This is a genomic window from Pseudoalteromonas espejiana DSM 9414 (genome assembly GCF_002221525.1).
Taxonomy (GTDB): Bacteria; Pseudomonadota; Gammaproteobacteria; order Enterobacterales; family Alteromonadaceae; genus Pseudoalteromonas; species Pseudoalteromonas espejiana.
Window position 1 is genome coordinate 2,856,844 of record NZ_CP011028.1, and the last position, 21,791, is coordinate 2,878,634.

The 21,791-nt window shown below is 39.1% G+C and carries 22 protein-coding genes; 10 read left to right on the plus strand and 12 right to left on the minus strand.

Features of this window, described 5'->3' with window-relative positions:
* Positions 1-12 precede the first annotated feature (12 nt).
* From PESP_RS12945 to rpoE, 3 genes are read right to left on the minus strand one after another with little or no spacing between them, the layout of a single operon-like run.
* Positions 13-963, minus strand: coding sequence for a MucB/RseB C-terminal domain-containing protein (locus tag PESP_RS12945; protein ID WP_089348388.1), 951 nt, complete (start codon positions 961-963; stop codon positions 13-15).
* Positions 964-967: 4 nt separating this feature from the next.
* A complete protein-coding gene (locus PESP_RS12950) occupies positions 968-1,585 on the minus strand; it encodes a sigma-E factor negative regulatory protein (RefSeq protein WP_089348389.1) in 618 nt (205 codons plus the stop codon).
* 1 nt (position 1,586) lies between these two features.
* Positions 1,587-2,168, minus strand: coding sequence for an RNA polymerase sigma factor RpoE (rpoE, locus tag PESP_RS12955; protein WP_004586222.1), 582 nt, complete (start codon positions 2,166-2,168; stop codon positions 1,587-1,589).
* 245 nt (positions 2,169-2,413) lie between these two features.
* Between rpoE and nadB the strand changes: the two genes are divergently transcribed.
* Complete coding sequence (gene nadB / locus PESP_RS12960; protein WP_089348390.1) at positions 2,414-4,024, plus strand: L-aspartate oxidase; 1,611 nt, start codon at positions 2,414-2,416, stop codon at positions 4,022-4,024.
* Here the strand turns inward: nadB and PESP_RS12965 are convergent.
* Both PESP_RS12965 and PESP_RS12970 read right to left on the minus strand, forming a co-directional pair.
* Positions 3,999-4,418, minus strand: a complete 420-nt coding sequence (locus PESP_RS12965; RefSeq protein WP_245852074.1) for a hypothetical protein — start codon at positions 4,416-4,418, stop codon at positions 3,999-4,001. The genes nadB and PESP_RS12965 overlap by 26 nt on opposite strands.
* Positions 4,411-4,662: an FAD assembly factor SdhE gene (locus PESP_RS12970; protein ID WP_089348391.1), complete on the minus strand. Its 252-nt coding sequence runs from the start codon at positions 4,660-4,662 to the stop codon at positions 4,411-4,413. The genes PESP_RS12965 and PESP_RS12970 overlap by 8 nt, the downstream gene beginning before the upstream one ends.
* A gap of 161 nt (positions 4,663-4,823) precedes the next feature.
* Between PESP_RS12970 and ygfZ the strand changes: the two genes are divergently transcribed.
* Together ygfZ and PESP_RS12980 are read left to right on the plus strand one after the other, a co-directional pair.
* The gene (ygfZ, locus tag PESP_RS12975; RefSeq protein ID WP_089348392.1) at positions 4,824-5,735 is read left to right on the plus strand and encodes a CAF17-like 4Fe-4S cluster assembly/insertion protein YgfZ; all 912 of its coding nucleotides are present in this window, start codon (positions 4,824-4,826) and stop codon (positions 5,733-5,735) included.
* 12 nt (positions 5,736-5,747) lie between these two features.
* Positions 5,748-6,233 (plus strand): FKBP-type peptidyl-prolyl cis-trans isomerase, encoded by a 486-nt coding sequence (locus PESP_RS12980; protein WP_089348393.1) that lies wholly within the window; start codon positions 5,748-5,750, stop codon positions 6,231-6,233.
* Between the two features lie 43 nt (positions 6,234-6,276).
* On the opposite strand, the gene PESP_RS12985 is transcribed toward PESP_RS12980, so the two are convergent.
* The 3 genes from PESP_RS12985 to PESP_RS12995 are packed head-to-tail and all read right to left on the minus strand — an operon-like array spanning position 6,277 to position 7,960.
* Positions 6,277-6,768 (minus strand): hypothetical protein, encoded by a 492-nt coding sequence (locus PESP_RS12985; protein ID WP_089348394.1) that lies wholly within the window; start codon positions 6,766-6,768, stop codon positions 6,277-6,279.
* A gap of 16 nt (positions 6,769-6,784) precedes the next feature.
* A complete protein-coding gene (locus PESP_RS12990) occupies positions 6,785-7,597 on the minus strand; it encodes a DUF481 domain-containing protein (protein WP_089349173.1) in 813 nt (270 codons plus the stop codon).
* 33 nt (positions 7,598-7,630) lie between these two features.
* Positions 7,631-7,960, minus strand: coding sequence for an HI1450 family dsDNA-mimic protein (locus tag PESP_RS12995; protein WP_089348395.1), 330 nt, complete (start codon positions 7,958-7,960; stop codon positions 7,631-7,633).
* A gap of 238 nt (positions 7,961-8,198) precedes the next feature.
* On the opposite strand from PESP_RS12995, the gene PESP_RS13000 reads away from it, so the two are divergent.
* The 7 genes from PESP_RS13000 (at position 8,199) to PESP_RS13035 (ending at position 16,281) form a co-directional block, all read left to right on the plus strand.
* Entirely contained in the window at positions 8,199-8,990 is a 792-nt protein-coding gene (locus tag PESP_RS13000) for a crotonase/enoyl-CoA hydratase family protein (RefSeq protein WP_089348396.1), read from the plus strand.
* Between the two features lie 71 nt (positions 8,991-9,061).
* Positions 9,062-9,415 (plus strand): CidA/LrgA family protein, encoded by a 354-nt coding sequence (locus PESP_RS13005; protein WP_089348397.1) that lies wholly within the window; start codon positions 9,062-9,064, stop codon positions 9,413-9,415.
* Entirely contained in the window at positions 9,408-10,127 is a 720-nt protein-coding gene (locus tag PESP_RS13010; RefSeq protein WP_089348398.1) for an LrgB family protein, read from the plus strand. The genes PESP_RS13005 and PESP_RS13010 overlap by 8 nt, the downstream gene beginning before the upstream one ends.
* 40 nt (positions 10,128-10,167) lie before the next feature.
* Positions 10,168-10,998 carry a mechanosensitive ion channel family protein gene (locus PESP_RS13015; protein ID WP_089348399.1) on the plus strand — a complete coding sequence of 277 codons (831 nt, stop codon included), beginning with the start codon at positions 10,168-10,170 and terminating at the stop codon, positions 10,996-10,998.
* A gap of 427 nt (positions 10,999-11,425) precedes the next feature.
* Positions 11,426-14,680, plus strand: a complete 3,255-nt coding sequence (locus tag PESP_RS13025) for an nSTAND1 domain-containing NTPase (protein WP_089348400.1) — start codon at positions 11,426-11,428, stop codon at positions 14,678-14,680.
* Between the two features lie 22 nt (positions 14,681-14,702).
* On the plus strand, positions 14,703-15,086 hold the full coding sequence (locus tag PESP_RS13030; protein ID WP_089348401.1) for a DP-EP family protein: 384 nt from the start codon (positions 14,703-14,705) through the stop codon (positions 15,084-15,086).
* A gap of 205 nt (positions 15,087-15,291) precedes the next feature.
* Positions 15,292-16,281, plus strand: a complete 990-nt coding sequence (locus PESP_RS13035) for a sensor domain-containing diguanylate cyclase (RefSeq protein WP_089348402.1) — start codon at positions 15,292-15,294, stop codon at positions 16,279-16,281.
* Positions 16,282-16,352: 71 nt separating this feature from the next.
* Here the strand turns inward: PESP_RS13035 and PESP_RS13040 are convergent, their stop codons facing one another.
* The 4 genes from PESP_RS13040 to PESP_RS13055 form a co-directional block, all read right to left on the minus strand.
* Positions 16,353-17,705, minus strand: a complete 1,353-nt coding sequence (locus PESP_RS13040; RefSeq protein ID WP_089348403.1) for a magnesium transporter — start codon at positions 17,703-17,705, stop codon at positions 16,353-16,355.
* 406 nt (positions 17,706-18,111) lie between these two features.
* On the minus strand, positions 18,112-18,861 hold the full coding sequence (locus tag PESP_RS13045) for a serine/threonine-protein kinase (protein WP_089348404.1): 750 nt from the start codon (positions 18,859-18,861) through the stop codon (positions 18,112-18,114).
* A gap of 133 nt (positions 18,862-18,994) precedes the next feature.
* Positions 18,995-19,468, minus strand: coding sequence for a MarR family winged helix-turn-helix transcriptional regulator (locus PESP_RS13050; protein WP_089348405.1), 474 nt, complete (start codon positions 19,466-19,468; stop codon positions 18,995-18,997).
* A 139-nt stretch (positions 19,469-19,607) separates the two neighbouring features.
* Complete coding sequence (locus PESP_RS13055; RefSeq protein WP_089348406.1) at positions 19,608-21,275, minus strand: methyl-accepting chemotaxis protein; 1,668 nt, start codon at positions 21,273-21,275, stop codon at positions 19,608-19,610.
* Positions 21,276-21,791: the final 516 nt, after the last annotated feature.

Below are 21,791 nucleotides of genomic sequence, written 5' to 3' on the forward strand. Positions count from 1 at the left end.
CTTACGAATTGTTTATAATGCGCGAGTGACCGACTCTGCAATCGCCTTAGCGGTTTGGCTTGGCACATTACCAACAACGGATACATCAAAGTTTCCGCCATTATGCACATAAATTGTCGTTGCACCAGAAGTTAATGACCCGCTCAAGCGTCTGCCTGGTAATGGGCGCTGCACAAAAACTGATATTTCAACAAAGCCGTCTGAGTATAAATAATAGTCGGTAAGTTCGTTGTTTAAATCAAGTTTATGGCGGTCTGATTTAAGTAATTTAAAGCCTTTAGGTAACCAACCTATCGTCCAATTAGTGGCAATTTTTTCTTCGCCATCTAGTGCGTTGCCAGGAAGTGGAGTTGGGAAGTTACGATTAAGCACTTCTAAAATCATAGGCGCGGGTTGCTCTGTTACGCTAATGTGCGTTAACTGCAGTTGCTCTAGCGCTTCGCCTTCATGATTAACATAAGCCGCTTTTAGTAGAAGTGATGATTCGGTATCAAGCCAAATCCAATAGTTATATTTGTATTCATCTTTTGATTCTATTCGAACTAACTGTGCAGCACGCCCTGCTATACGCCCTTTTCCGCCTAAAACAAAATCATAATGGGCACTTAAAGCTTCTATATCTTTAAATAGCACCTCAGGGATTGGCCCTGCAATTGAATCGGTATTAATAGAATAAGGTTGAGATTGTGGCTCAAAGTAGGTGACTTGGTCGTTAATTCTAACCATTTCTAAGCCGGCACCATTAAGTAAACTTAAATGCTCTAACTCTGTTTCACCTTTCTTTGCATGCACCCAACGGTAGGGTTCCATGGCTTTGCCTTTAACCACCACAAAAGAGGCGTCAAAGTTTCGGGTATGCACTGCATTCGCCATTTTAAGTAGTAAATCTTTGGCGGGGTTTGTGTCGTCAGCAAAAGCATTAACGCTTAGTACTAACGACAGAACAAAAGTGATTACTTTCATTTAATTAGTTTTTTTCCTCTGGCGCTTTGTCACCATTTTGCGCTGTTTGCAAAGAGTGTGCAACACGTGCTTGACGTTGATGCTCTAAAACTAATGCACCAATGCGCTGCTGTTGTAGCTCACGTAAGCCTTGTTCTGCATTTTCTAGTGCCGGCTCCGATGAATAACTTACCGGCGATGCCATACCTGTTAGCGGCGTAGTTTGTAAAAGTGGTATTTCACTTTCTTGCTCGCCCGCACCTTGCGGTAAAGTATTTACACCAACAATAGCAAACATCGCAACACTTGCGGCAATAGCTAGCTGAGCAACTGGTTTACGCCAGTTAAAAGCAACCACTTTGTTATCTTGCTGTACAGTGGTTTGCTCACTCTGTTTAGATGTTGATTGAGTAAAATCAGCATATACAGGCTCACTTTCAAGTGCCAAAGCAATGTTATCGCTTATATCAATGTGTATGTCGTTGTTATTTTTTTGAGCACGCATCGCATCACCAATTAGCGCATATCGACCAAACGTTGCAACATCCTGATCAGAAATTTTACCCTCTGCAAGTTGTTGTTCGCCGTCAAGTAATGCTGATAACGTTTCGCTATCCAACTTGTTAACGTGTGCTTTTGTCATACTAAGACTCGCCTATTAATGGGTTTAATTTATTATCTATTGCTTCTCGGGCTCTAAAAATACGCGAACGTACGGTCCCAACAGGGCAATCCATTACCACGGCTATTTCTTCATAGCTCATCCCTTCGATTTCTCTTAGGGTAATCGCGGTTTTCAGGTCTTCAGGCAAACTATCAATCGTATTAAAAATAACAGCGCGTACTTCATCGCTTAAAAGTAAGTTTTCAGGGGATGCATTTGAACGCATCGAATCCGCACCGTCATAAAATTCGGCGTCTTCAGCGTCTATATCATTCGCTGGCGGTTTACGACCCTGAGCTACTAAATAATTTTTAGCACAATTAACGGCAATACGGTATAACCAAGTGTAAAAGGCGCTATCACCTCTAAAGTTTGGAAGTGCACGGTAAGCTTTAATAAAAGCCTCTTGTGCTACATCTGCAATATCGCCTTGGTTAGACACATAACGTGATATTAAACCGGCAATTTTGTTCTGATACTTCTTAACTAATAGGTTGAAGGCGTTTTTATCTCCTTGCTGGACCCTTTTTACAAGCGCTAAATCTAATTCCTGCTCGCTCATTCGAGCCGGTACTCCTCTGTTTGATTCTTGCTGGTTATTCATAGTGTCGCCATTGTTCACAAATACTCTGACCTCTTTATGAATAAAAAGTTCTGCTTAATATTATTTTTTTATAAAATAGTCTCAATTAACGGCGCTAAGCCATTAAAATCACTACGTAGTAATATGACAAATATGATACAACTACATTATTAAAAACAAATATTGCTCTAATTTGAGCATTGTAACCGCAAAGTACCTCTGACATGAACCAAAATAAACATCATATTGCTGATGTCGCTATTATAGGTAGCGGCGCTGCGGGCTTATCTCTTGCATTGTCTTTAGCTAACTATTGTAACGTTACTGTGATCAGTAAAGGCGCCCTTACCGAAGGCTCAACTCTTTATGCACAAGGCGGTATAGCCGCAGTATTTGATAAAAAAAATGACAGTATAGAATCCCATGTTGAGGATACACTTGATGCCGGTGGCGGCTTGTGTGACCGCGAAGCTGTACATTACACGGCAAGTAATGCACATGAGTGCTTACAATGGTTAATTGACCAAGGCGTGCCTTTTGATATGGAGTTTGATAGCAAAGGGAAAGAACGTTTTCATTTAACCCGCGAAGGCGGTCACAGTCATCGCCGTATTTTACATGCCGCCGATGCCACAGGTAAGGCCGTTCAAACCACGCTAATTAGCCAAGTTAAAGCGCATAAAAACATTACCTTGCTCGAGCAATATAACGCCATTGATTTAATTAGCGATAAAAGTCTGGGCAGAGCGGGCTCACACATACACGGCATGCATGTATGGAATAAAAAAGCGAAAAAAGTAGAAACCATTTCAGCTAAATTTGTAGCCCTTGCTACAGGTGGTGCAAGTAAAGTGTATTTGTATACTTCAAACCCTGATGTTTCAAGCGGTGACGGTATTGCTATGGCTTGGCGTGCAGGCTGTAGAGTAGCTAATATGGAATTTAACCAGTTTCACCCCACCAGCCTTTATCACCCTGAGCTGCAAAACTTTTTAATTACCGAAGCAATGCGTGGCGAAGGCGCCTATTTAAAGCGCCCAGACGGCACTCGCTTTATGAAAGACTTTGACGAACGCGAAGAACTAGCGCCGCGCGATATAGTCGCCCGTGCTATCGACTTTGAAATGAAGCGGTTAGGCGCTAACTGCGTTTACCTAGATATTAGTCATAAAGATAAAGACTTTATTATTGAGCATTTCCCTACTATTTACGCAAAATGTTTAAGTGTAGGGCTAGATATAACCAAAGAAGCCATTCCGGTTGTACCGGCTGCCCACTATACGTGTGGCGGTGTAATGAGTGACTTTAACGGTAAAACCGACTTAGATAACTTATACGCGGTGGGCGAAGTAGCCTACACAGGGCTACATGGCGCAAACCGTATGGCGAGCAACTCATTATTAGAGTGTATAGTGTTTGCTCACGCAGCTGCCAAAGACATTTTAAGTAAAATAGAGCATGCGCCTGCGCCTTTAGCGCTACCAAGTTGGGATGAAAGCCGCGTTAGCAACTCTGATGAAGAAATAGTAATTACACATAACTGGCACGAACTACGTTTATTTATGTGGGATTATGTTGGTATTGTGCGCTCAACTAAACGTTTAGAGCGTGCGCTGCATCGTGTAGAATTGTTACAGCAAGAAATACATGATTATTACGCTAACTTTAGAGTAAGCAATAACTTATTAGAGCTTCGTAATTTAGTGCAGGTATCTGAGCTAATTATAAGAAGTGCAATGGAGCGTAAAGAAAGCCGCGGCCTGCATTACACTATCGATTACCCTGAGCAAAATGAAAACCCAACACCAACTATTTTGACTCCTCCTCGCCATTAATCGCAATAAGTGCTGCGCGCTTTAAGCGCGCATAGCTTTGCTCATCAACACCATTAGCTGAAATTATTAACCAGTGGTGTTGGTTAAACCCCTTAATATGCAGCCAAACAGCATTTGTGAGTATTAAGGTTTTAGCGGTTATTTTTCCTTGAATTTTAAAGCGCCCACTTTCAAAGCGAACTGATTTGGGCTCTAATATAATAACGCCGTTAACGGGATGAATGGCCATTATTTTTTGCCACACCCACCAAGCTGCAATACCATTTAAAATCACACAAATAATAATGCTAAAAAAAGAGCTTAAATAAAGCCCTAATAAAACACTTAATAAGCAGAAAAACAGCACAACAGGCCGATGATCTGCTTTGTTATTTACAACCGTAAATCTATACACGAACTCGGTCTAGTATCAGCGACACCATAGTGTTGAGCTCTTTATCTTTACACTCTTCATGGCCCATAAACCAAGCAAATAAATCAGGGTCCTCTTGGGTTAGCAAACGCTGAAATACAGCCTGCTGCTGTGCATTTAACGAATCATAAGCCTGCTCTACAAATGGCATAAACAAAACATCTAACTCTAACATGCCGCGGCGACAAGCCCAGCGTATACGTGCTTTACTATGAATTTCAGTCATTTTAAACCTCATACTTAATTGCCCTGAGTTTAACAAATACACGCATAATTAGCAGCTATTAATCAGCGTTGAAAATAATAAAAACTGCCCTCTTGGTGGCTGTACCATAGGTAGTAACTGCGTTATTATGTCAGCTCACTTGTATTGCACAGAAGGTTTTTATGTCGAGCGTTTATGCATGTCCGTTATCTCACCAACTTATTAGCCTAACCGGTGCGGATAAATTGTCTTATCTTCACGGACAAATCACTCAAGATCTCAATAAACTATCTAACAGCAATTATTTATGGGCTGGACACTGTAGCGCCAAAGGTAAGCTTTGGGGTGTTTTTAAATTATTTTCTCACCAAGATAGTTACTATTTAGCAGGCTCAGAGCCTGAAATTGAACAATCTCTTAGCGAACTTAAAAAATACGCTGTATTTGCAAAAGTAGATATTAGTGTTTCTACGAATCGATTAATTGGTTTGATCAGCGACGATTTAGCCCCAGTCCTTGAAAAGCTAAATATTCACTTTGCTGATGGTGAAACAGCTTGCGACTTTCCAAGTGGTAAAGCATTAAAACTTGCTGATAACCGTGTTTTGTTAATGGTTGATGGGCAATTTAGTATGCCTGATGACGTATCAACATTAGATAACTGTGCGCTTTGGCAAGAAGCCGCTATAAAAGCAGGCGAGCCCCAGTTAAATAACGACGCTATTGGCGAGTACGTACCACAAATGGTAAACCTGCAGGCCATTAATGGTATTAGCTTTAAAAAAGGTTGCTATACCGGCCAAGAAACCGTTGCCCGTATGAAATACCTTGGTAAAAACAAACGCGCAATGTATATCGTTACCGGTAAAAGTGATGGACTACTAGAACACCCTGAGCTAGAAACCCAATTAGGGGAAAACTGGCGCCGTGCGGGCAAACTGGTTGCACAAAGCTATAACGAAACGAGCCAAACTTTATCTGGCCTTGTTGTGCTGCCAAACGACACTCAAAGCACCCAAGTGCTTCGTGCAAAGCACACACCTCAGGTAGAGCTAAGCATTCTGCCTCTACCTTACTCTCTTGAAGATGAATAAATAGGAATGACTATGATCGTTGCACCAAACACAGTAGTAAAAATGCATTATTCAGTATTGGATAATGACGGCAATACCATTGATAACTCATTCGATGGCGAGCCACTTGTTTTTATTATTGGCACAGGCTACTTAATTCCAGGCCTTGAAAACGCACTACAAGGCAAACAAGCCGGCGATACATTAAATGTAAAAGTAGAACCTGAAGAAGGCTATGGCGAGCGCCACGATAACTTAATGCAAGCGGTGCCTAAGTCTATGTTTGATGGCATGGAAATCGAAGTGGGTATGCAATTTAGAGCCTCTACTGACGATGGCGATCAATCTGTAATGATCATCGAAATCCAAGATGAAGACGTTATTGTTGATGGTAACCACCCTCTTTCGGGCATTACACTAAATTTTGATGTGGAAATTTTAGAAGTACGCGAAGCCACTCAAGAAGAACTTGCCCATGGGCATGTTCACGGTGAAGGCGGTTGTGGACACGAACATTAATAAGTGTAAAAAACATATAAAAAAAGCGCCAAAGGCGCTTTTTTTATAACATATTATTGTAGCTCGCTTTTGCCTGTGATTTAGGCTCTGCCGGGGGAGGTATTTCACCTGGGGTTATTTTACCTTCTAGGGCTGATAAAACACCTTGCTGATCGTTAGTTCCTACCCGATAAACACTGCCATCTTTTAAGGTTAATTGCACCGCGCTAAACCCCGATACAGAATACACCCAACCATCGTGCGTTATACGGATACCAATACCGTGGCGATATGAATTTTGCACCGCCTTGGCTTCTATTATATCGCTTAATATCAATTTTTGCCCCGCAACACCTGGCCCAAATGCCCAGCTAATTGTTTCATCAGTTACTTTAACGGTTAAACCGTGAAACAAAAACCCGACTAAAATTAATACTCCAGCGAATACCATTAAGGGTACATCTGCTCCAATTAAATTCCATGCTAAGGCAACAAAACCACCTATCCAAGCTAAAACAAAAAATATAAACACCGCATATTGCTTATGCTGATACATAACACTCTCTTAATTATTAAAAACTATAAACCAACGTGGCGCTTAACTCTGAATCGTATTTAAGGTTGTCATCTTCAGGCTTAGAATTATAACGATACATATAAGCAAATTTAAGTGATACAGCACCTATTACTTGGCTTATTAGCGCGGTTTCTGATTTTAAGCGCGAATTTAACCCTGATAATGATTGCTCAATACTGACATCTTGGTTAAAGCGCGTACGCTTTGACACTAAGCGCTCCCATTGCATTGCAATACGCACCAAATAACCGGTTTGGTTTTCATCTTCATCAACAACTTCCGTTTCGTCATCTGCAACAGAGCGATATAAACCAGGGCCAATATCAATATCAACTTTATTTTTTACGCCTTGATACACTCTTGCCCCATAACCGGTTGCCAACGTGCTTTTATAATCTAGGCCGCTAAATTTATCTTCTTCGTAGTCGCCATAAATAAAAAATGAGGAGTTTTTTACACCTACCTTGTAGTTACCCTGGGCAGAGACAAAAATACGGTCTGCCGTTACATCTGTTTGCCCGGTGTCATCGTTTTGATCGCGTTTATACAAGGTGTCTAACTTAAATTGGTTACGCCAATTTTCAAAGTCTTGATATAAATTACCTCTAAACTTAAAGCTAGTGGAGTTAGTATTACCTTTACTTAAAATTAAACCAAATTCAGTATCGCCATAGAGCATTTCACCCTTATGTAGCTCATGAATTTCTTCATCAGAGAGTTGTCCATATTCATGAAAGTCTTCAAATGGATCAACAGCCCAGCAACGGCTGCTAATAATTAAAAACAAGAATAGTAAATACTTATGCACGGTAAACTCACTTGCATACACAAACAAAACTGCTTACTCAGCGTGCTCTGTTTCTTTCCATAAAATATGACAAAACGGCGCGTCTTTATCACGGCTAATTAAAATCTTTGCAAATAACACATCATCGCTTTCAAACTCTAAACCCACCAGCACTTGCACAAACAGCTCTGGTTCTATTTCAAGGGCAACAAAATCTTGCCATTGGTCGTCAGGCTCGCCTTCTTCAATAAAGCCAAGCTCTTCTCGGTATTGATTAAAGTCCTCTACATCTTGTTCGCTTAGATTATTTGGCGCTAGCTCTAAAAAAATATCGTACGCCTGATGAGTAACTTCTTCTTCGCTGTATAAACGTGGGCCTGACATAGGTGGAACCTCAATGCTTGTAAAGTGCGCACATAATACCAAAAGTCACCTGCGTTTTGAGAAAAAACAGTTAAAAATAATGACTTTTTTGTTACCGGCTCATGTGTGGTTAAGCTTAATCAGTTACGACCCTGTAAGATAAAAATAATTCAATTTATTTTTTATTGTAAAACAAACCGTTACTTTACATAGTGCGCTGTACATCATAAGCTCAAATAGTTATTTACAGGAGTTAGCAATGATAAAACTAGAAAAACAACAAGGCATTGCCACCGTTACTTTAAGCCGCGCAGACAAACAAAACGCGCTTAGCTTTGATATGTTCATCCAATTAAATAAAACAATTAAAAATATAAAAAAGGATCGCGCCATACGCGCGGTAGTTATTAAAGGTGAAGGTAATCATTTTTGCTCTGGGCTTGATGTAGCGGGCGTTATGGCATCCCCCTTTAATATTGTAAAACTGTTATTTAAATGGCTACCCGGAAACCAAAATTTAGCCCAAAAAGTCGTTTTAGGCTGGCAATCTCTAAGTGTACCGGTTATTGCACAAATAGATGGCAACTGCTTAGGCGGTGGATTACAAATAGCCCTAGGAGCGGATTACAGAATAGTTAACAACAACGCCAAGCTTGCCATTATGGAAGCGCGATGGGGGCTGTGCCCTGATATGGGAGCAAATGCTGTTATTGCAGGCTTGGTTAAACGCGACCAAGCATTATGGCTTGCAAGCCATGCAAACCCAATTAGTGCGCAACAAGCAGAGCAGCTTGGCTTAGTGACGCAGCTTACAGGCGATACACAAACAGCCACGCAAAGCATGCTAAATACATTGCTTGAACGCTCACCAGATACCCTAGCTGCTATTAAACGTGTAACTCAGCAAAGCTATAAGCTTAATCAACGTAAAATATTAGCTAAAGAAACATTTAGCCAAATACGATTACTACTAAACCCAAACACTAAGAAAGCAATCGCTAAAGCAAAAGGTAAAACAGAAGTTACCTACAATAATGCAAAACGTTGGTAAGACTATCGCCCAATGCATGACCTACGCAAATTTGCTAAAGTTACCTTCTCATTTTATTTAAAGTTACTTAAATGAAGTACTTACTCAGCAGCGCTATTATTTTATTGTGTTTAGCTTTAGCTAAATTGATTATGCATATTATTGGCGGCAGCTTTCCTGCGCCGCTTCTTGCTATGGTTATTTTACTCATTTTACTGTTATCGGGCATTGTAAAAGAGCATCAGGTAAAACCCTTTGCATCACCTATTTTAAATATAATGCCAATCTTTTTTATTCCGGCGGGTGTTGGCTTTATAGAGCACTTGGGCCTTATAAAATTACATTGGCCATTTTTAATCTTTGTTATTTTTTTGGTGCCTACCAGTACGCTGTTACTGGTAAGTGCAGTTATGGCCTATTTTAAAGGTAGGAAAAATAATGACTGACCTGCACCTAACCTTATGGTGGCTAACCACCCCATTCATTATTGCCTTATTTTTAGCGCTTAGAGCGTTGAATAATAATTGGCAGCATAGCGTATTAAAATCACTAACAAATCCGGTGTTTTTAAGTATTGCTATTATTGCTTTGCTGCTCGTTAACTTAAACCTGCCTTACACGCAATTTGCTTCTCACAGCCAGCTACTTAGCTGGTTATTAGAGCCCGCAATCGTGGCATTAGCACTGCCTTTATACCAACAATTTATTCATATTCGCAAAAACTTATTACTCATAGTAAGTACCTGTAGCTTAGGAATAATTAATGCCACATTTGTCGCGTTTATACTGAGTGTGTTATTTGACGTGCCAAACAACTTAAGCGCTTCCGTTGCTGCTTTAAGTGTAACTACGCCTATTTCATTAATTGTCACTGACTCACTAGGGGGTATTAGCTCACTTGCCGCCGCTTTAGTTATTTTCATAGGGTTGCTTGGGGCGTTATTTGGCCTAATACTTTTTAAGTTGGTGGGCATTTACAACCACCAAGCACAAGGTACCGCAATGGGCACAGCTTGCCATGCTATAGGCACGGCCGCAGCACTTGCTGAGCATCCAAAAATAGGTGCGTTTTCATCTGTTGCTATGGCTTTAAGCGCTTTATTAACAGCCATTATAGTGCCTATGCTCTATCCATTTTTAGTCAACACTTTGCTATAGTTAACAAAAAATAGCATTACCACCATTTAAAGAGCCCACTATGATCAGTTCTGAGATAGAACAATTTGAAAAATACTACACCATGCTCACTGAGTATTTAGTTACCTACAGCATGCAAATTGTAGGCGCTATTTTTATATTACTACTGGGTTTGTGGGTAGCTAAAAAAATAGCCAATGTAGTTGCCAGCTTAATGACTCGTCATAATATCGACGTCACTTTAACTAATTTTGTAAGCAACGTAGTTAAGGTATTGCTTATTGTTATGGTGGTTATTATAGCGCTGGGCAAAATAGGGATAAGTGTTACCCCATTTGTGGCAGCCATAGGTGCAGCGTCTTTAGGTGCTGGTTTAGCACTACAAGGCATGCTATCTAACTATGGTGCAGGCCTTGCCATTATAGCTACACGCCCTTTTGTAGTTGGCGATACCATTGAGGTTAAAAATGTAAGCGGCCAAGTAAAAACGATTGAGCTTGGTTACACCATTTTAATAGATGAAGAAAAAGTAGAAATCACCATTCCTAACAAACATATAATGGGCGAAATAATTCATAACTCATTTAGTTACTCATTAGTTAAAGGTGAAATAGATATTGCCTATAGTGCATGTGCTGATACAGCTATTAGTCTTATTGAAGAAGTACTCAAATCGCACGAGTTAGTAGCTCAAAACCCTCACTCACAAATAGGCATAGAGCGCTTTGCCGATAGCGGTGTTACTATTAGTTACAGGTATTGGGTGCCTACTACCAAAATAATCGAAACAAAACTCGCTATTAACGGTGGTGTTTATAAAGCTATTAACAACGCTGAAATTGAAATACCGTTCCCACAACGCGTAGTGACCATAAATAAAAACGATATTTAACCTTTAAACTTAGTAGGTAATGCAGTATTGCATTACCTACATCACTAGGGCGTGTTGATCTTTGCGGATTGAAATTTGTTCAATCTAGGGGCGATTAAATCGCGGCGCGAGGTTCGTAACCTAGTGGGCTAAGTAAAAACCGAGTAACAAAGAGTTTATCGCCCCTAGGCAGAACCCGAAGGGCAGCGCATGTTTGGCATTTATGCTGCGTTATCGCCTATTTATGGGGAGTACTTCATAGGCTCTACCTTGCCTAAAAACAAAACATACTGCTGCAAATTCAACCATCAAAGATCAACACGCCCTAAACTTCCCTTTCTTAGCAAAAACTCTTTTTGTGTTTGTTGTTTATTCTGTAATATAAATAATTAGTTAAATAACTATTTATTCTCTCGCTTTAATCACACAATAACAATAATGAGCCATTATGAATCGCAGCCCCTTTTACTTAGGTGATTGGCAAGTCAATCCCCAGTCAAATACCGTTCAGCGAGCAGGTAAAACTAAGCAATTAGAACCTAAAGCCATAAATGTATTAGTGCACCTATGTTTGCAAAAAGGTGAAATAGTCACCAGCGATGAGCTATTAGATCATTGTTGGAAAAATATTGAAATTGGCGATAACCCGCTACATAAAATCATTACTCAGCTACGAAAAGCCCTTGGCGATAAAGCAAGTGAGCCCACCTACATAGAAACTATTCGCAAACGTGGTTACCGGATTATTGCAAAACTTGAGTTTCCATTAGCCGATGACATAACAGCAACTGAAAACACGTGGCAAGGCGGCTCTCCTTTTTTAGGTTTAAGCGCATATAATCCAACGGATACACACTTGTTTTTTGGCCGAAATAAATCAGTATCTACCTTGCTTGAAAGAATATCGAGCCAAGTTAATTTTGGACGCGCATTTTGTTTAATCCTAGGCCCTAGTGGCACAGGTAAATCATCATTAGTTAATGCAGGTATACTGCCAAAGTTACTCGACGAGCGAGGCTATAACGGCATCGGAGTTCTTTCTTATTGTCAGCTCGATTTTGCAGATGTACATAAAGATAGGCTTTTTTTAGATTTAGCCTCTGCGCTACTCGACTGGGATATAAACAATCAACCTGTGTTCGAAGGATTAAGCGCGCAAACACTTGCAGAACAACTAGAATTGGCAATAGATGGCGTAATTAACGCCATACAAGCTGCACTAAGCAAAATCTCTACACAACTTAAAACACCGCAATTATTTTTATTTATAGACCGTTTAGAAGTACTACTTTCCTCGCCACTATTTAGTAACGAAACACGTAGCCACTTTTTATCAGTTATTGAGCACTTAGCAACGTCTAAAGCGGTGATTGTATTTAGTGCGTGCAGAAACGATTTTTATCCTTTAGTGGTAGAGCAACCAAGCCTAATGGCTGGCAAAGCTAATGGCGCGCATTACGACTTAACACCACCTAACAGGCACGAGCTTCAACAAATTATTCGCCTGCCAGCAATAACCGCTAATTTAACGTTTTCACACGACCCGCAAACCCAAACACCACTGGATGAAATATTATGCGCCGATACCGCCAATAACCCCGACGCACTACCCATGCTGCAATACACACTGCAAGAGCTGTATTTACAGCGCAGTGATAATAACGAACTGTTACACAGTGTGTATGAAAAACTTGGCGGTATTGAGGGCGCCATAGGCAAAAAGGCAGAAGATGTATTTATAGGACTTTCTAAAGCGCAACAACAGCAACTAAAAAGCGTGTTATCACAATTAATAACGCTAAACCCTGATGGTAAAACTATTACTAGCCGCGCAGCGCGCTGGAAGGCATTAACTAATACCAACCAAAAAGAGCTTGTTCAAGCCATGGTCGATAGCCGCTTATTTGTATCGCACTTACAAAACCAAGAGGCCTGTTTTAGCCTTGCGCACGAAGCATTATTACGTCAATGGCCGCGCGCAAAACAGTGGATAAGCGATCACAAAGATGCATTAGCAATAAAAAGTCGCTTACAACACCAAGCGCAAAATTGGATAGATGAAGGTAAAAGTAGTGCTTACCTTCTTGCGCCAGGTAAACCGCTACAAGAAGCGCAGCTATTGCTTAGCGACAAACTGTTTAAATTAGATGATAACGAGCACGCTCTTATTAAAAGCTCTGTAAAAAAAACAAAAACAAAAATAAGAGTAAAGCGAGTGACCCTTGCTCTATTATGCTTGCTTACATTTACCGCGTCATTAATGAGCTTCACTAGCTTTAAAGCCCAACAACATGCGCAAAAAAAACAGCTTGAGGCAGAAAGCTTGCTGGGGTTTATGGTCGGCGACTTTGCCGACAAACTACGCAGCGTTAAACGTATGGACTTACTTGATGGCATTAGTAATAAAGCACTTGAGTATTTTACAAATCAAACTGACGAATCAGGTTCAGTCTTTAGCTTTAGCGATGATAAAGCACAATTTAACAACCGTTTTCAGTACGCACAAACCCTTGAGGCCATGGGGGAAGTGGCCTATTCCCGCGGTAAAACCGATGAAGCCTTCACCGCCTTTAAAAACGCCCGCATTCGCCTTGAGGCATTATTAAAAATCCAGCCAAGCAACTTAGAGTTACTAACGCTTGCCGGTGCCAATGCCTTTTGGCTCGGCCAGCTCCATTATGATAAAAGTGATTACGCTGCCACTGAGCCATTATTTAAAAAGTACCACTCTTACAGTGAAACCATGTATGCGTTAGCACCGAATGATTTTAACTCGATTATGGAGCTATCGTATTCGCATAATTCGCTGGGTTCTTTATACACAGAGAAATTTGACTACAGCGCTGCAAAACAAAGCTTTACAAAGTCACTCACCCTTAAAAACAAAGCGCTTATGCTTAAACCCAATAATAAAAACTTATTGCGCGATAAAGCAGATACCATTAGCTGGCTTGCTAAAACCGAAGAAGGGCTCGGTGATTTTAATGCCGCGCTAACCATGTATGTAAATGCCTCAAGTGAATTGTCAAATATGCTATTGAATTATCCCGATGATGCAAGTTTATCAAGCAGTTTAGCTTATACTTATATTCAGCAAAGCTATCTTTTAAGTTATTTACCCAATAGACAACCTGCTTACGAAAAAGCACAGCAAGCCACTAATACAATTAATAACGCTATATTGCAGGATCCAAAAAGTAAGTACTTTCAAGATTCATACTATCGCTTTTTAGCCTATCAATTGATGCTTTCAGCCGATAAAAATATTAATGAACAAGTAAATGAAATTATTAAATTTGTCAAAAATCAATACTTCGACAATAAATTTATTATAAATACACAAGTAAGCCTTATACACTATTTTATTGATAGGTTGTCACAGCACAAAGCACAGGAGTTATTAATTGCGCTGGAGAGTGATACAAACTATCAAGAGTACATAGCTAATCAAATGAAAATTGGCGATAACATAATACCGATACGGGTTAATTTACTTAAAGCTAAGTTAAGTACAACCAGCAAGCAGCGAGAACAGTTTTGCTTAAATGCGCTTCAAGCCATTATTAAAAAAGCAGAAAAAGATCAAAGTGTTCATATCACATACCCGCTGGTACAGGTGTACACTTGCTTAAATCGAGCTGACGAAATCCCCAAAATAAAAGCAAACCTAGTAAAACTAGGTATTACTAATTTTAAACTATGACTATGAATAAAAGGGAAACAATATGAATAACACTCAAGAACAAATTCACTTTACAGTTAAAATTGTACTAGATAGTGACAACGAAGCTAACTTTACATACTCCATAGATGGTAAAGAAGTGACTGGCGGCGGAGTTGTAAGAACCGAGACCGCGGGCATTTATAGTTTAGATGAAGCCACGTTTGCTAGAGGCTTTTTATTTACTGGCGCCACTATCACCAATGTTAATAAAGAAACACCTTGCGCCCAAGACTTTAGCTTTAAAGTAAGCGATAACGGCCGCACAATTACTATTATCGATACCGATGAAAACCCAGGTACTGCCTGTTTGATATTTAATGTTGAGTGCAACGGCACAGCCTATGAAAGCACTGATCCGCAAGTTGAAAATAGAGGAGAACATTAATTAACAACAATTAATTTCTAAATTGCACAGGGCTGATTTACTCCTGTGTAATTAATTTATAACAAAACCGCCTTTTAGCTATCAGCCAAAAAAACATAATAAAATAAGCAACTTAAACCAGAAGGTTACCGAAAGGTTTAAAACCCATAAATTGAATAAACTGCTAGACATCAAGTTTCATTAACAATAAAAAATGAGCAAAACCATGTCTAATAATAATGAAAATAGCAGAGAAAATAACACCGACAACGCTGTATCTGCATTAATGAGCAGCATTTCTAATACCGTTAACAATGAAAAAATAAGCGCGATTATTAATGTTACTAATGTGATGGCCGATGCTATTTTTATTGTAAATGCACACGGTGTATTTGAGTCTGTAAATCCGATTGCTGCAAAGTTTTTTAATATGCCACTTGAGGCCTTAATTGGTAAAAAGTGGCAATCGTTTTTACAAGAGCAATATAGAGACGATTACAATTACATGTTTGAAAGTTGGAAAAACAATTATCAAACGCCGCTTAACCATGGTCCTAAAGAAGTAAAAATAATTAAAGCAAATGGTAACTTTTTAGATGTTGAGTTATCTATATCATGTTTACCCGAATCGGTAGTCGCAAATACCCCACTTTTTATTTGTATAATGCATGATATTTCAAAGCACGTTAAAAAGTATAAAGTACTGGAAAATGTAGCCAAGCTCGATCATCTCACTGGCATTGCTAATCGTTGTACTTTAGAAAAAACCATCATTAAAAATTGGCAAGAGTGCATAGTTAACAAGCAGCCTCTTAGCTTTATACTTATTGATATTGATTACTTTAAATTATTTAACGACAACTTTGGCCATGTAAAAGGTGATAAGTGCCTTCAAAAAGTCGCACGTACAATAGAAGAATGCCTCCCCTCTAAAGACAGTTTAGTTGCTAGGTATGGCGGTGAAGAGTTTGCCGTTGTACTACCTCGTTCGCACATTTCAAATGCACAAATGATTGCTAAGCGCATCCAAGATAAAACTCTAAATATTAACTTTAGAGATATTGGTCTACCTGCAAGCGTAAAAATAAGTGTAAGCCAAGGTCTCGCATGTGAATATAATAATCAATATAGAACATTTGAAGCTTTGATATCGGCTGCAGATACGGCACTGTACAGAGCAAAGTCAGAAGGTAGAAATAAACTATGCATTAGGTAGGTCTGGGTAACGTTTTGCGTTAAAAGAAACATTACCCAGACTTTCATATTAAGCATATTACACGGAGTTACTTATAACAGTAATAAACTACCTAACCCTAAAAAGGTCACAAACCCAACTATATCGGTAACGGTGGTTAATATTACAGAGCCTGAAAGCGCAGGGTCAATTTTCATTTTATCTAATATAGACGGGATCACTACGCCCGCTAACGATGCTGCCACTAAGTTTAGTAAAATAGCGACCGTTATAGTAATACTTAGCATTATGTCGCTAAACCATACAAATGTTAGCGCACCAATCACAATAGCCCACACTAAGCCATTTACCGCCCCCACACGCAGTTCTTTTTTAAGCAACGCATTACGGTTTGAGTCAGTTACTTGGCCAAGTGCAAGGCCACGCACTATAACGGTAAGTGTTTGACTACCAGCTATTCCGCCCATAGAGGCAACCACAGGCATTAACACAGCAAGTGCAACAACTTGCTCTATTGTTGCACCAAATAAACCGATAAACCATGAGGCTAAAAAAGCGGTGGCTAAATTTATACCTAGCCAAATTCCACGGTTTTTGGCACTTTTTTTTACGCTTGCAAATAAATCCTCATCTTCGCGTAAACCACCCGCTTTAGCTGCTGCTTCATCGGTAATTTCTTGGCGTAATTCGTATGCTGATGCAATAGTTAAGCGCCCAACGAGTTTATTGTCGGAATTGACTACTGGCATGGCCATTTGCTCAGAATGAATTACAACCTCTGCTGCTTCGTATAAATCATCATCCGCATGCAACAAAGGAAAGTCATGATTTGCAAGTGCCAGTAAACTATCACCCTCTGAGGCTTTAATTAAATCATTTATGGCAAGCTCACCAATTAAACTCCCCTGTCGGCTTACTAAATAAATCACTTCGCTGTATTGCGGTAAGCCTTTGTGTAGCAGCTTTTTAACACTTGCAATGGTTGCTTTTTCACTCACTTTTAAAAAATCAAAACCTACCCAGTGGCCTAATTGCTCTGGCGGGTATTGCTGCGCAAGGTCGTATTGCTTTGTTTGTGCTTCATCAAGCTGCCTTTTAGCATAATCAACAAAGCGCTCAGGTATAACCTCTTCAAGCTCAAGTAACTCTTCAACGTTAACTTCATCTAATAGTTTATAGGCATCGCTATCGTCTAAGGCTTGCAGTAACCATAAACAGCTATCTTCACTGAGTGTTACAAATATTTCATGCTGGGTATCTTGTGCTAAAAGCTGCCAAATTTCGAGTCGTTGCTCTTTTGGTATTGCCTCAAAAAGCAACGATAAATGCTCACTAGAGAGATTAAGCTGTGCATCGGCTAAAAGCTGGCTTTTTTGCTCGCTCGTTTCGCATTGTAATAAATCATTTATGAGCTGTTGAAGTTGGTCAACTGGGTATTCAATCATCTTAAAGCCTTAAAAACTATAAAAAGTTGCTATGTTAAGAGTGTACATTAGCTGGAATAAATTGTACTAAAAGAACAGCGTAAAACTAATTTTTGCGCATTGTAGAGACAAAAAGAAACATGCCCTACAATTAATTTAAAAATAGTTAAAAGTAATTTATTTAACCCCATTTAAATTACTCGTTTACCTATTAAAGAAAACTAATTTAACTTTATTATTAGCTAAACTTTGTGCAAATAATGTACATAGCAAAGCTTGCTATTAAACATAAATTAAGCCTATTTAGCGTTTAACACTAAAGCCTAAAACAAGGTTACTTTATAAAGCTATGAGTAGGTGTTTAGGCATAAAAAAAGCCCATAACAGCACGCTATTATGGGCAAAGTCACACAATGAAAAAGAGAAATTAGAACCTATCTGTAAAGCTGCGAATTAAATCAGAATCAATAAGCTGTGTTACAAGTGCAGCGCCCCACGCATAGGCACGTTGAACGGGGTACCCTTTAAAAATCCAACGTTTACGTACATGGTTAAAGCGCTGTAAGTAATTCTGCTTAGCTTGTGGTAGTGGTGTATCGCTAAGTTTATCCCATGCCTTATATACGCCCGACATGTCGCAGCCGCGCATAAAACGCTGTAACCAACGCGGAAAACGAGAAAAGCTAATCGTTGACTGAAAGTCGATAATATAAGGCTTACCATCGCTGCCGCACAAAATGTTACCCATATTACGCAAGTCTAAATGTACGATGCCTTGGCGATGCATTTTGGCTACTTGGCGCTCTAGATCTGCAAAAAAACTAGCCGGTAAAGTTTTACCTTGATGCATTAAATTTCTCAGTAGCGTGCCTTCAATATAATCGTACGCAACAGCAATGGGTGATAAACGACTAAAACGATTAGCAACCGCATCAAGGTTTGCTAAACGGCTTAACCCCTTGTACTCCTGATTTACTGAAAATCGTGCAAAAGTTTTACGAACAAACCATGGGCTTTGGCTAAAGTCCTTAACTATTAAATCAAATTTGTCATCTTGGTATCTGTATACAATTGCGTTCGCAAAACGGCCTTTATGTACAACACTTAAATGCTGTTGCATAAATTCGTGTTCTACAAACTGCCGCTGCAATTGCGTTAACAAATTACTCTCAACCACAACAAATCTAACAAGCTGATAACACTAATTACCTAGGCAACTATATAACCAAGGTTAGATTTCTCGTACAATACGATTCAGTACTTAGCAGGCTAACTTTTTATTGAAACAGTATCGCTTAAATGTTGATAATCTATTTGGCAGGTGAATCTAAATTGGTTATTGCTTTAAATAATAAATCTATAACTTGCTGTTTTTCATCATCAGAGAATCCATTAAGCGCTTTGGCATATACCTCATTTACCAAAGGCATTATTTGCGGGTACAACGCTTTGCCCTTTTCACTTAAACCTAAAATGGTAGAGCGCTTATCGAACTCGCTCTGAGTCTTTGCAATAAGATCTTTTTCTTCAAGGCGCTTTAGCAAGCGGCTCATAGCACCTTTATCGTAAACCATGTGCTCACACAGCCCAGCTAATGTATTTACCGACCCTTTTGCTAACAACACCACCACAATATATTGAGCCGACGTTAAACCCATTGGCTGAAGTTGGGTGTCGATATGAGCAGAAAGCTTTGAGCGTAAAAACGAAATTACTCGCCCTAAATCTTGCTCAGGTATTAACTGTTCTCGGTTACAGCTATTCATCGAAGGCATATTTTGCATATATACGGGTACTCTATTTAATCAAATGCGTGTAATAGACTACACAAAAATAATAAAATTCCATAGGTTACTTAGTTTTTTAAACTAAAAAGCCACAACGTTAGCTGTGGCTATATATGTTTAATAATTAGATTACTGACTAAATCTTAAATTGCCCTACCAGTTGCCCAAGGCTTTCACCTCGCCCTGCTAAATGCTGACTAACCGACGCCGTATCTTTACTTGCCTGGGTTAGTTCATTAACTATTTCTTGAATAGCAAATATATTACGATTAATTTCCTCTGTTACTGAGCTTTGCTCAGTTGCAGCCGTTGCTATTTGGGTACTCATATCATTAATGGTGGTAACCGATGTAGTTACAGCGCCTAAGCTTTGTGAAATATCACGCGATGACTCAACAGAACGATTACAACTTAATTGACTTGCTTGCATAGCCTCTACTGCGGCACTCACTAAGTTATGTAACTCGCTTAGCATTTCACTTATTTCAAGTGTACTTACTTGAGTTCGACTCGCTAAGCTTCTTACTTCGTCGGCTACAACTGCAAAGCCACGACCTTGCTCCCCTGCACGCGCGGCCTCAATTGCGGCATTAAGAGCAAGTAAGTTTGTTTGCTCAGCAATACCACCTATAACACTCAATACACTATTAATTTTTTTAGATTGGTCACTTAATGAGTTAACCTGATCCGCTGCAACATTAATTTCGCCCATTAATTTTGATACTTCACTTAGTGATATATCTACACACTCTTGCGCTTTTGCAACCTCTAACGTGGCCGCTTGTGTAGACTCTGCTACTTGTGTGGTGTTTTGCGCAACCTCATGTGATGTTGCCGACATTTCAGTAATTGCTGTGGCTACTAAGACAGTTTCATGATTATGATTAAGTAATTTATTTTCAAATAATTTAGTTTGTTTGTTTATATCACTTGAAGCTATTTTTACATCTTCTGTCACATCGGCCACATTAGTAATAATACTTTGTAGTTTACTTACAAACACATTGAACGATTCACCTAACTGACCTATTTCATCGTTAGTATCTATGGTTAATCGTTTTGTTAAATCGCCTTCGCCTTTAGCGATATCATCTAAGTTTTGGCCCATTCTCAAAATTGGCTTAACCATAGTATTTGAAGCAATTAACGCACCCACTAAAGTAAGCGCTAACCAAAAAAAGGCAATGAGTAAAAGTGTCGTTATTTTTTCTCGAGTATGGGATTTCATTGTTTGTTGATAATTTGCAAGCTCAGCTTCTATATCATCCATATAAGCGCCGGTACCAATCATCCAGTTGGTCCCCGGAATCATTGCTGCATAGCCAATTTTTTCTACCAAGCCTGATGTATTCGGCTTTTGAAAATGATAACTAAATGCTCCTCCACCTTTTCGCGCTTGCTCAAGCAATCCTACAATTATTTTTTTACCATTAGGGTCTGTCATCCCTATTTTATTTTTACCTTCAATGGCGTCGCCTAACAGGGCATGAAATACACTCACGCCGCTAGTGTCGTAAATAAAAAAATAACCATCGTCACCAAAGGTAAGTTTCCTTAGTGTATCTTTAGCTATTTGTGCCGAGGCGTTATCAAGCTGATAGCGCACTAACTTACTTGCAATCTCTACTTCAGTAGCAAGCAAGGTGTGTTTATCTTTAATTAATTTAGATTTAATTGTATGAAAATTTTGCTGTTGGTTTTGCGACTCTAAATAATATGAGCTGGCCATTAAACTAATTAATAATAATGTTAGTGGCAAAATAGCGAGTAGTAACAATTTGTTTTTTAAGCTTAAGTTACTCATTAAATCTCCGGCATAAGTGCTTAATTTTTTTAACTGCTTACTTATAAAATGCCTGAAATTTGGGTGATTTTTATCGTGTGTAAAATTTCACTAACTAGCAGCTTTACCCGCAAAAGTTTGTATGCAGGCGATTAATTTTATAAGTAAAAGATAGTGTCAAAGTACTGACAAAGAGGCGAGTATTATAATTTTAAAAATGCAATTTAGATACACATTATAACGCGACATTAGTCTTATTGATGCGTCCAAAATTCATTCAATTTAGCCGCTTAAACCCACAGTTAACTTAGCTTTTAAGCTTAAACCTACTAACGGTACACACGCTTATTTTAGCTATAAATAAAATATTAAAGAATAACTTATGCTGTAGCATTAACTATAAGGTATGAGCGGCTCTTCAATAGAAACAATTAAGTAGCCATGTATTTTTATTTAACATATAATCATCACAATTCTAATAATAAATACCTACACCCAAAGCGGTACAATGTTTAACGTTAATGATGGTTTTATAAA

What these genes read in the sequence shown, in the direction of transcription:
- PESP_RS13035 (WP_089348402.1), top strand. Translation starts at nt 15,292, where the DNA reads ATGTCTAATAATAATGAAAATAGCAGAGAAAATAACACCGACAACGCT.
- PESP_RS13010 (WP_089348398.1), top strand. Translation starts at nt 9,408, where the DNA reads ATGACTGACCTGCACCTAACCTTATGGTGGCTAACCACCCCATTCATT.
- PESP_RS13000 (WP_089348396.1), top strand. Translation starts at nt 8,199, where the DNA reads ATGATAAAACTAGAAAAACAACAAGGCATTGCCACCGTTACTTTAAGC.
- PESP_RS13025 (WP_089348400.1), top strand. Translation starts at nt 11,426, where the DNA reads ATGAATCGCAGCCCCTTTTACTTAGGTGATTGGCAAGTCAATCCCCAG.
- PESP_RS12950 (WP_089348389.1), bottom strand. Translation starts at nt 1,585, where the DNA reads ATGACAAAAGCACACGTTAACAAGTTGGATAGCGAAACGTTATCAGCA.
- nadB (WP_089348390.1), top strand. Translation starts at nt 2,414, where the DNA reads ATGAACCAAAATAAACATCATATTGCTGATGTCGCTATTATAGGTAGC.
- PESP_RS13030 (WP_089348401.1), top strand. Translation starts at nt 14,703, where the DNA reads ATGAATAACACTCAAGAACAAATTCACTTTACAGTTAAAATTGTACTA.
- ygfZ (WP_089348392.1), top strand. Translation starts at nt 4,824, where the DNA reads ATGTCGAGCGTTTATGCATGTCCGTTATCTCACCAACTTATTAGCCTA.
- rpoE (WP_004586222.1), bottom strand. Translation starts at nt 2,168, where the DNA reads ATGAGCGAGCAGGAATTAGATTTAGCGCTTGTAAAAAGGGTCCAGCAA.
- PESP_RS13055 (WP_089348406.1), bottom strand. Translation starts at nt 21,275, where the DNA reads ATGAGTAACTTAAGCTTAAAAAACAAATTGTTACTACTCGCTATTTTG.
- PESP_RS12985 (WP_089348394.1), bottom strand. Translation starts at nt 6,768, where the DNA reads ATGTATCAGCATAAGCAATATGCGGTGTTTATATTTTTTGTTTTAGCT.
- PESP_RS13050 (WP_089348405.1), bottom strand. Translation starts at nt 19,468, where the DNA reads ATGCAAAATATGCCTTCGATGAATAGCTGTAACCGAGAACAGTTAATA.
- PESP_RS13005 (WP_089348397.1), top strand. Translation starts at nt 9,062, where the DNA reads ATGAAGTACTTACTCAGCAGCGCTATTATTTTATTGTGTTTAGCTTTA.
- PESP_RS12945 (WP_089348388.1), bottom strand. Translation starts at nt 963, where the DNA reads ATGAAAGTAATCACTTTTGTTCTGTCGTTAGTACTAAGCGTTAATGCT.
- PESP_RS13040 (WP_089348403.1), bottom strand. Translation starts at nt 17,705, where the DNA reads ATGATTGAATACCCAGTTGACCAACTTCAACAGCTCATAAATGATTTA.
- PESP_RS12995 (WP_089348395.1), bottom strand. Translation starts at nt 7,960, where the DNA reads ATGTCAGGCCCACGTTTATACAGCGAAGAAGAAGTTACTCATCAGGCG.
- PESP_RS12980 (WP_089348393.1), top strand. Translation starts at nt 5,748, where the DNA reads ATGATCGTTGCACCAAACACAGTAGTAAAAATGCATTATTCAGTATTG.
- PESP_RS13015 (WP_089348399.1), top strand. Translation starts at nt 10,168, where the DNA reads ATGATCAGTTCTGAGATAGAACAATTTGAAAAATACTACACCATGCTC.
- PESP_RS12970 (WP_089348391.1), bottom strand. Translation starts at nt 4,662, where the DNA reads ATGACTGAAATTCATAGTAAAGCACGTATACGCTGGGCTTGTCGCCGC.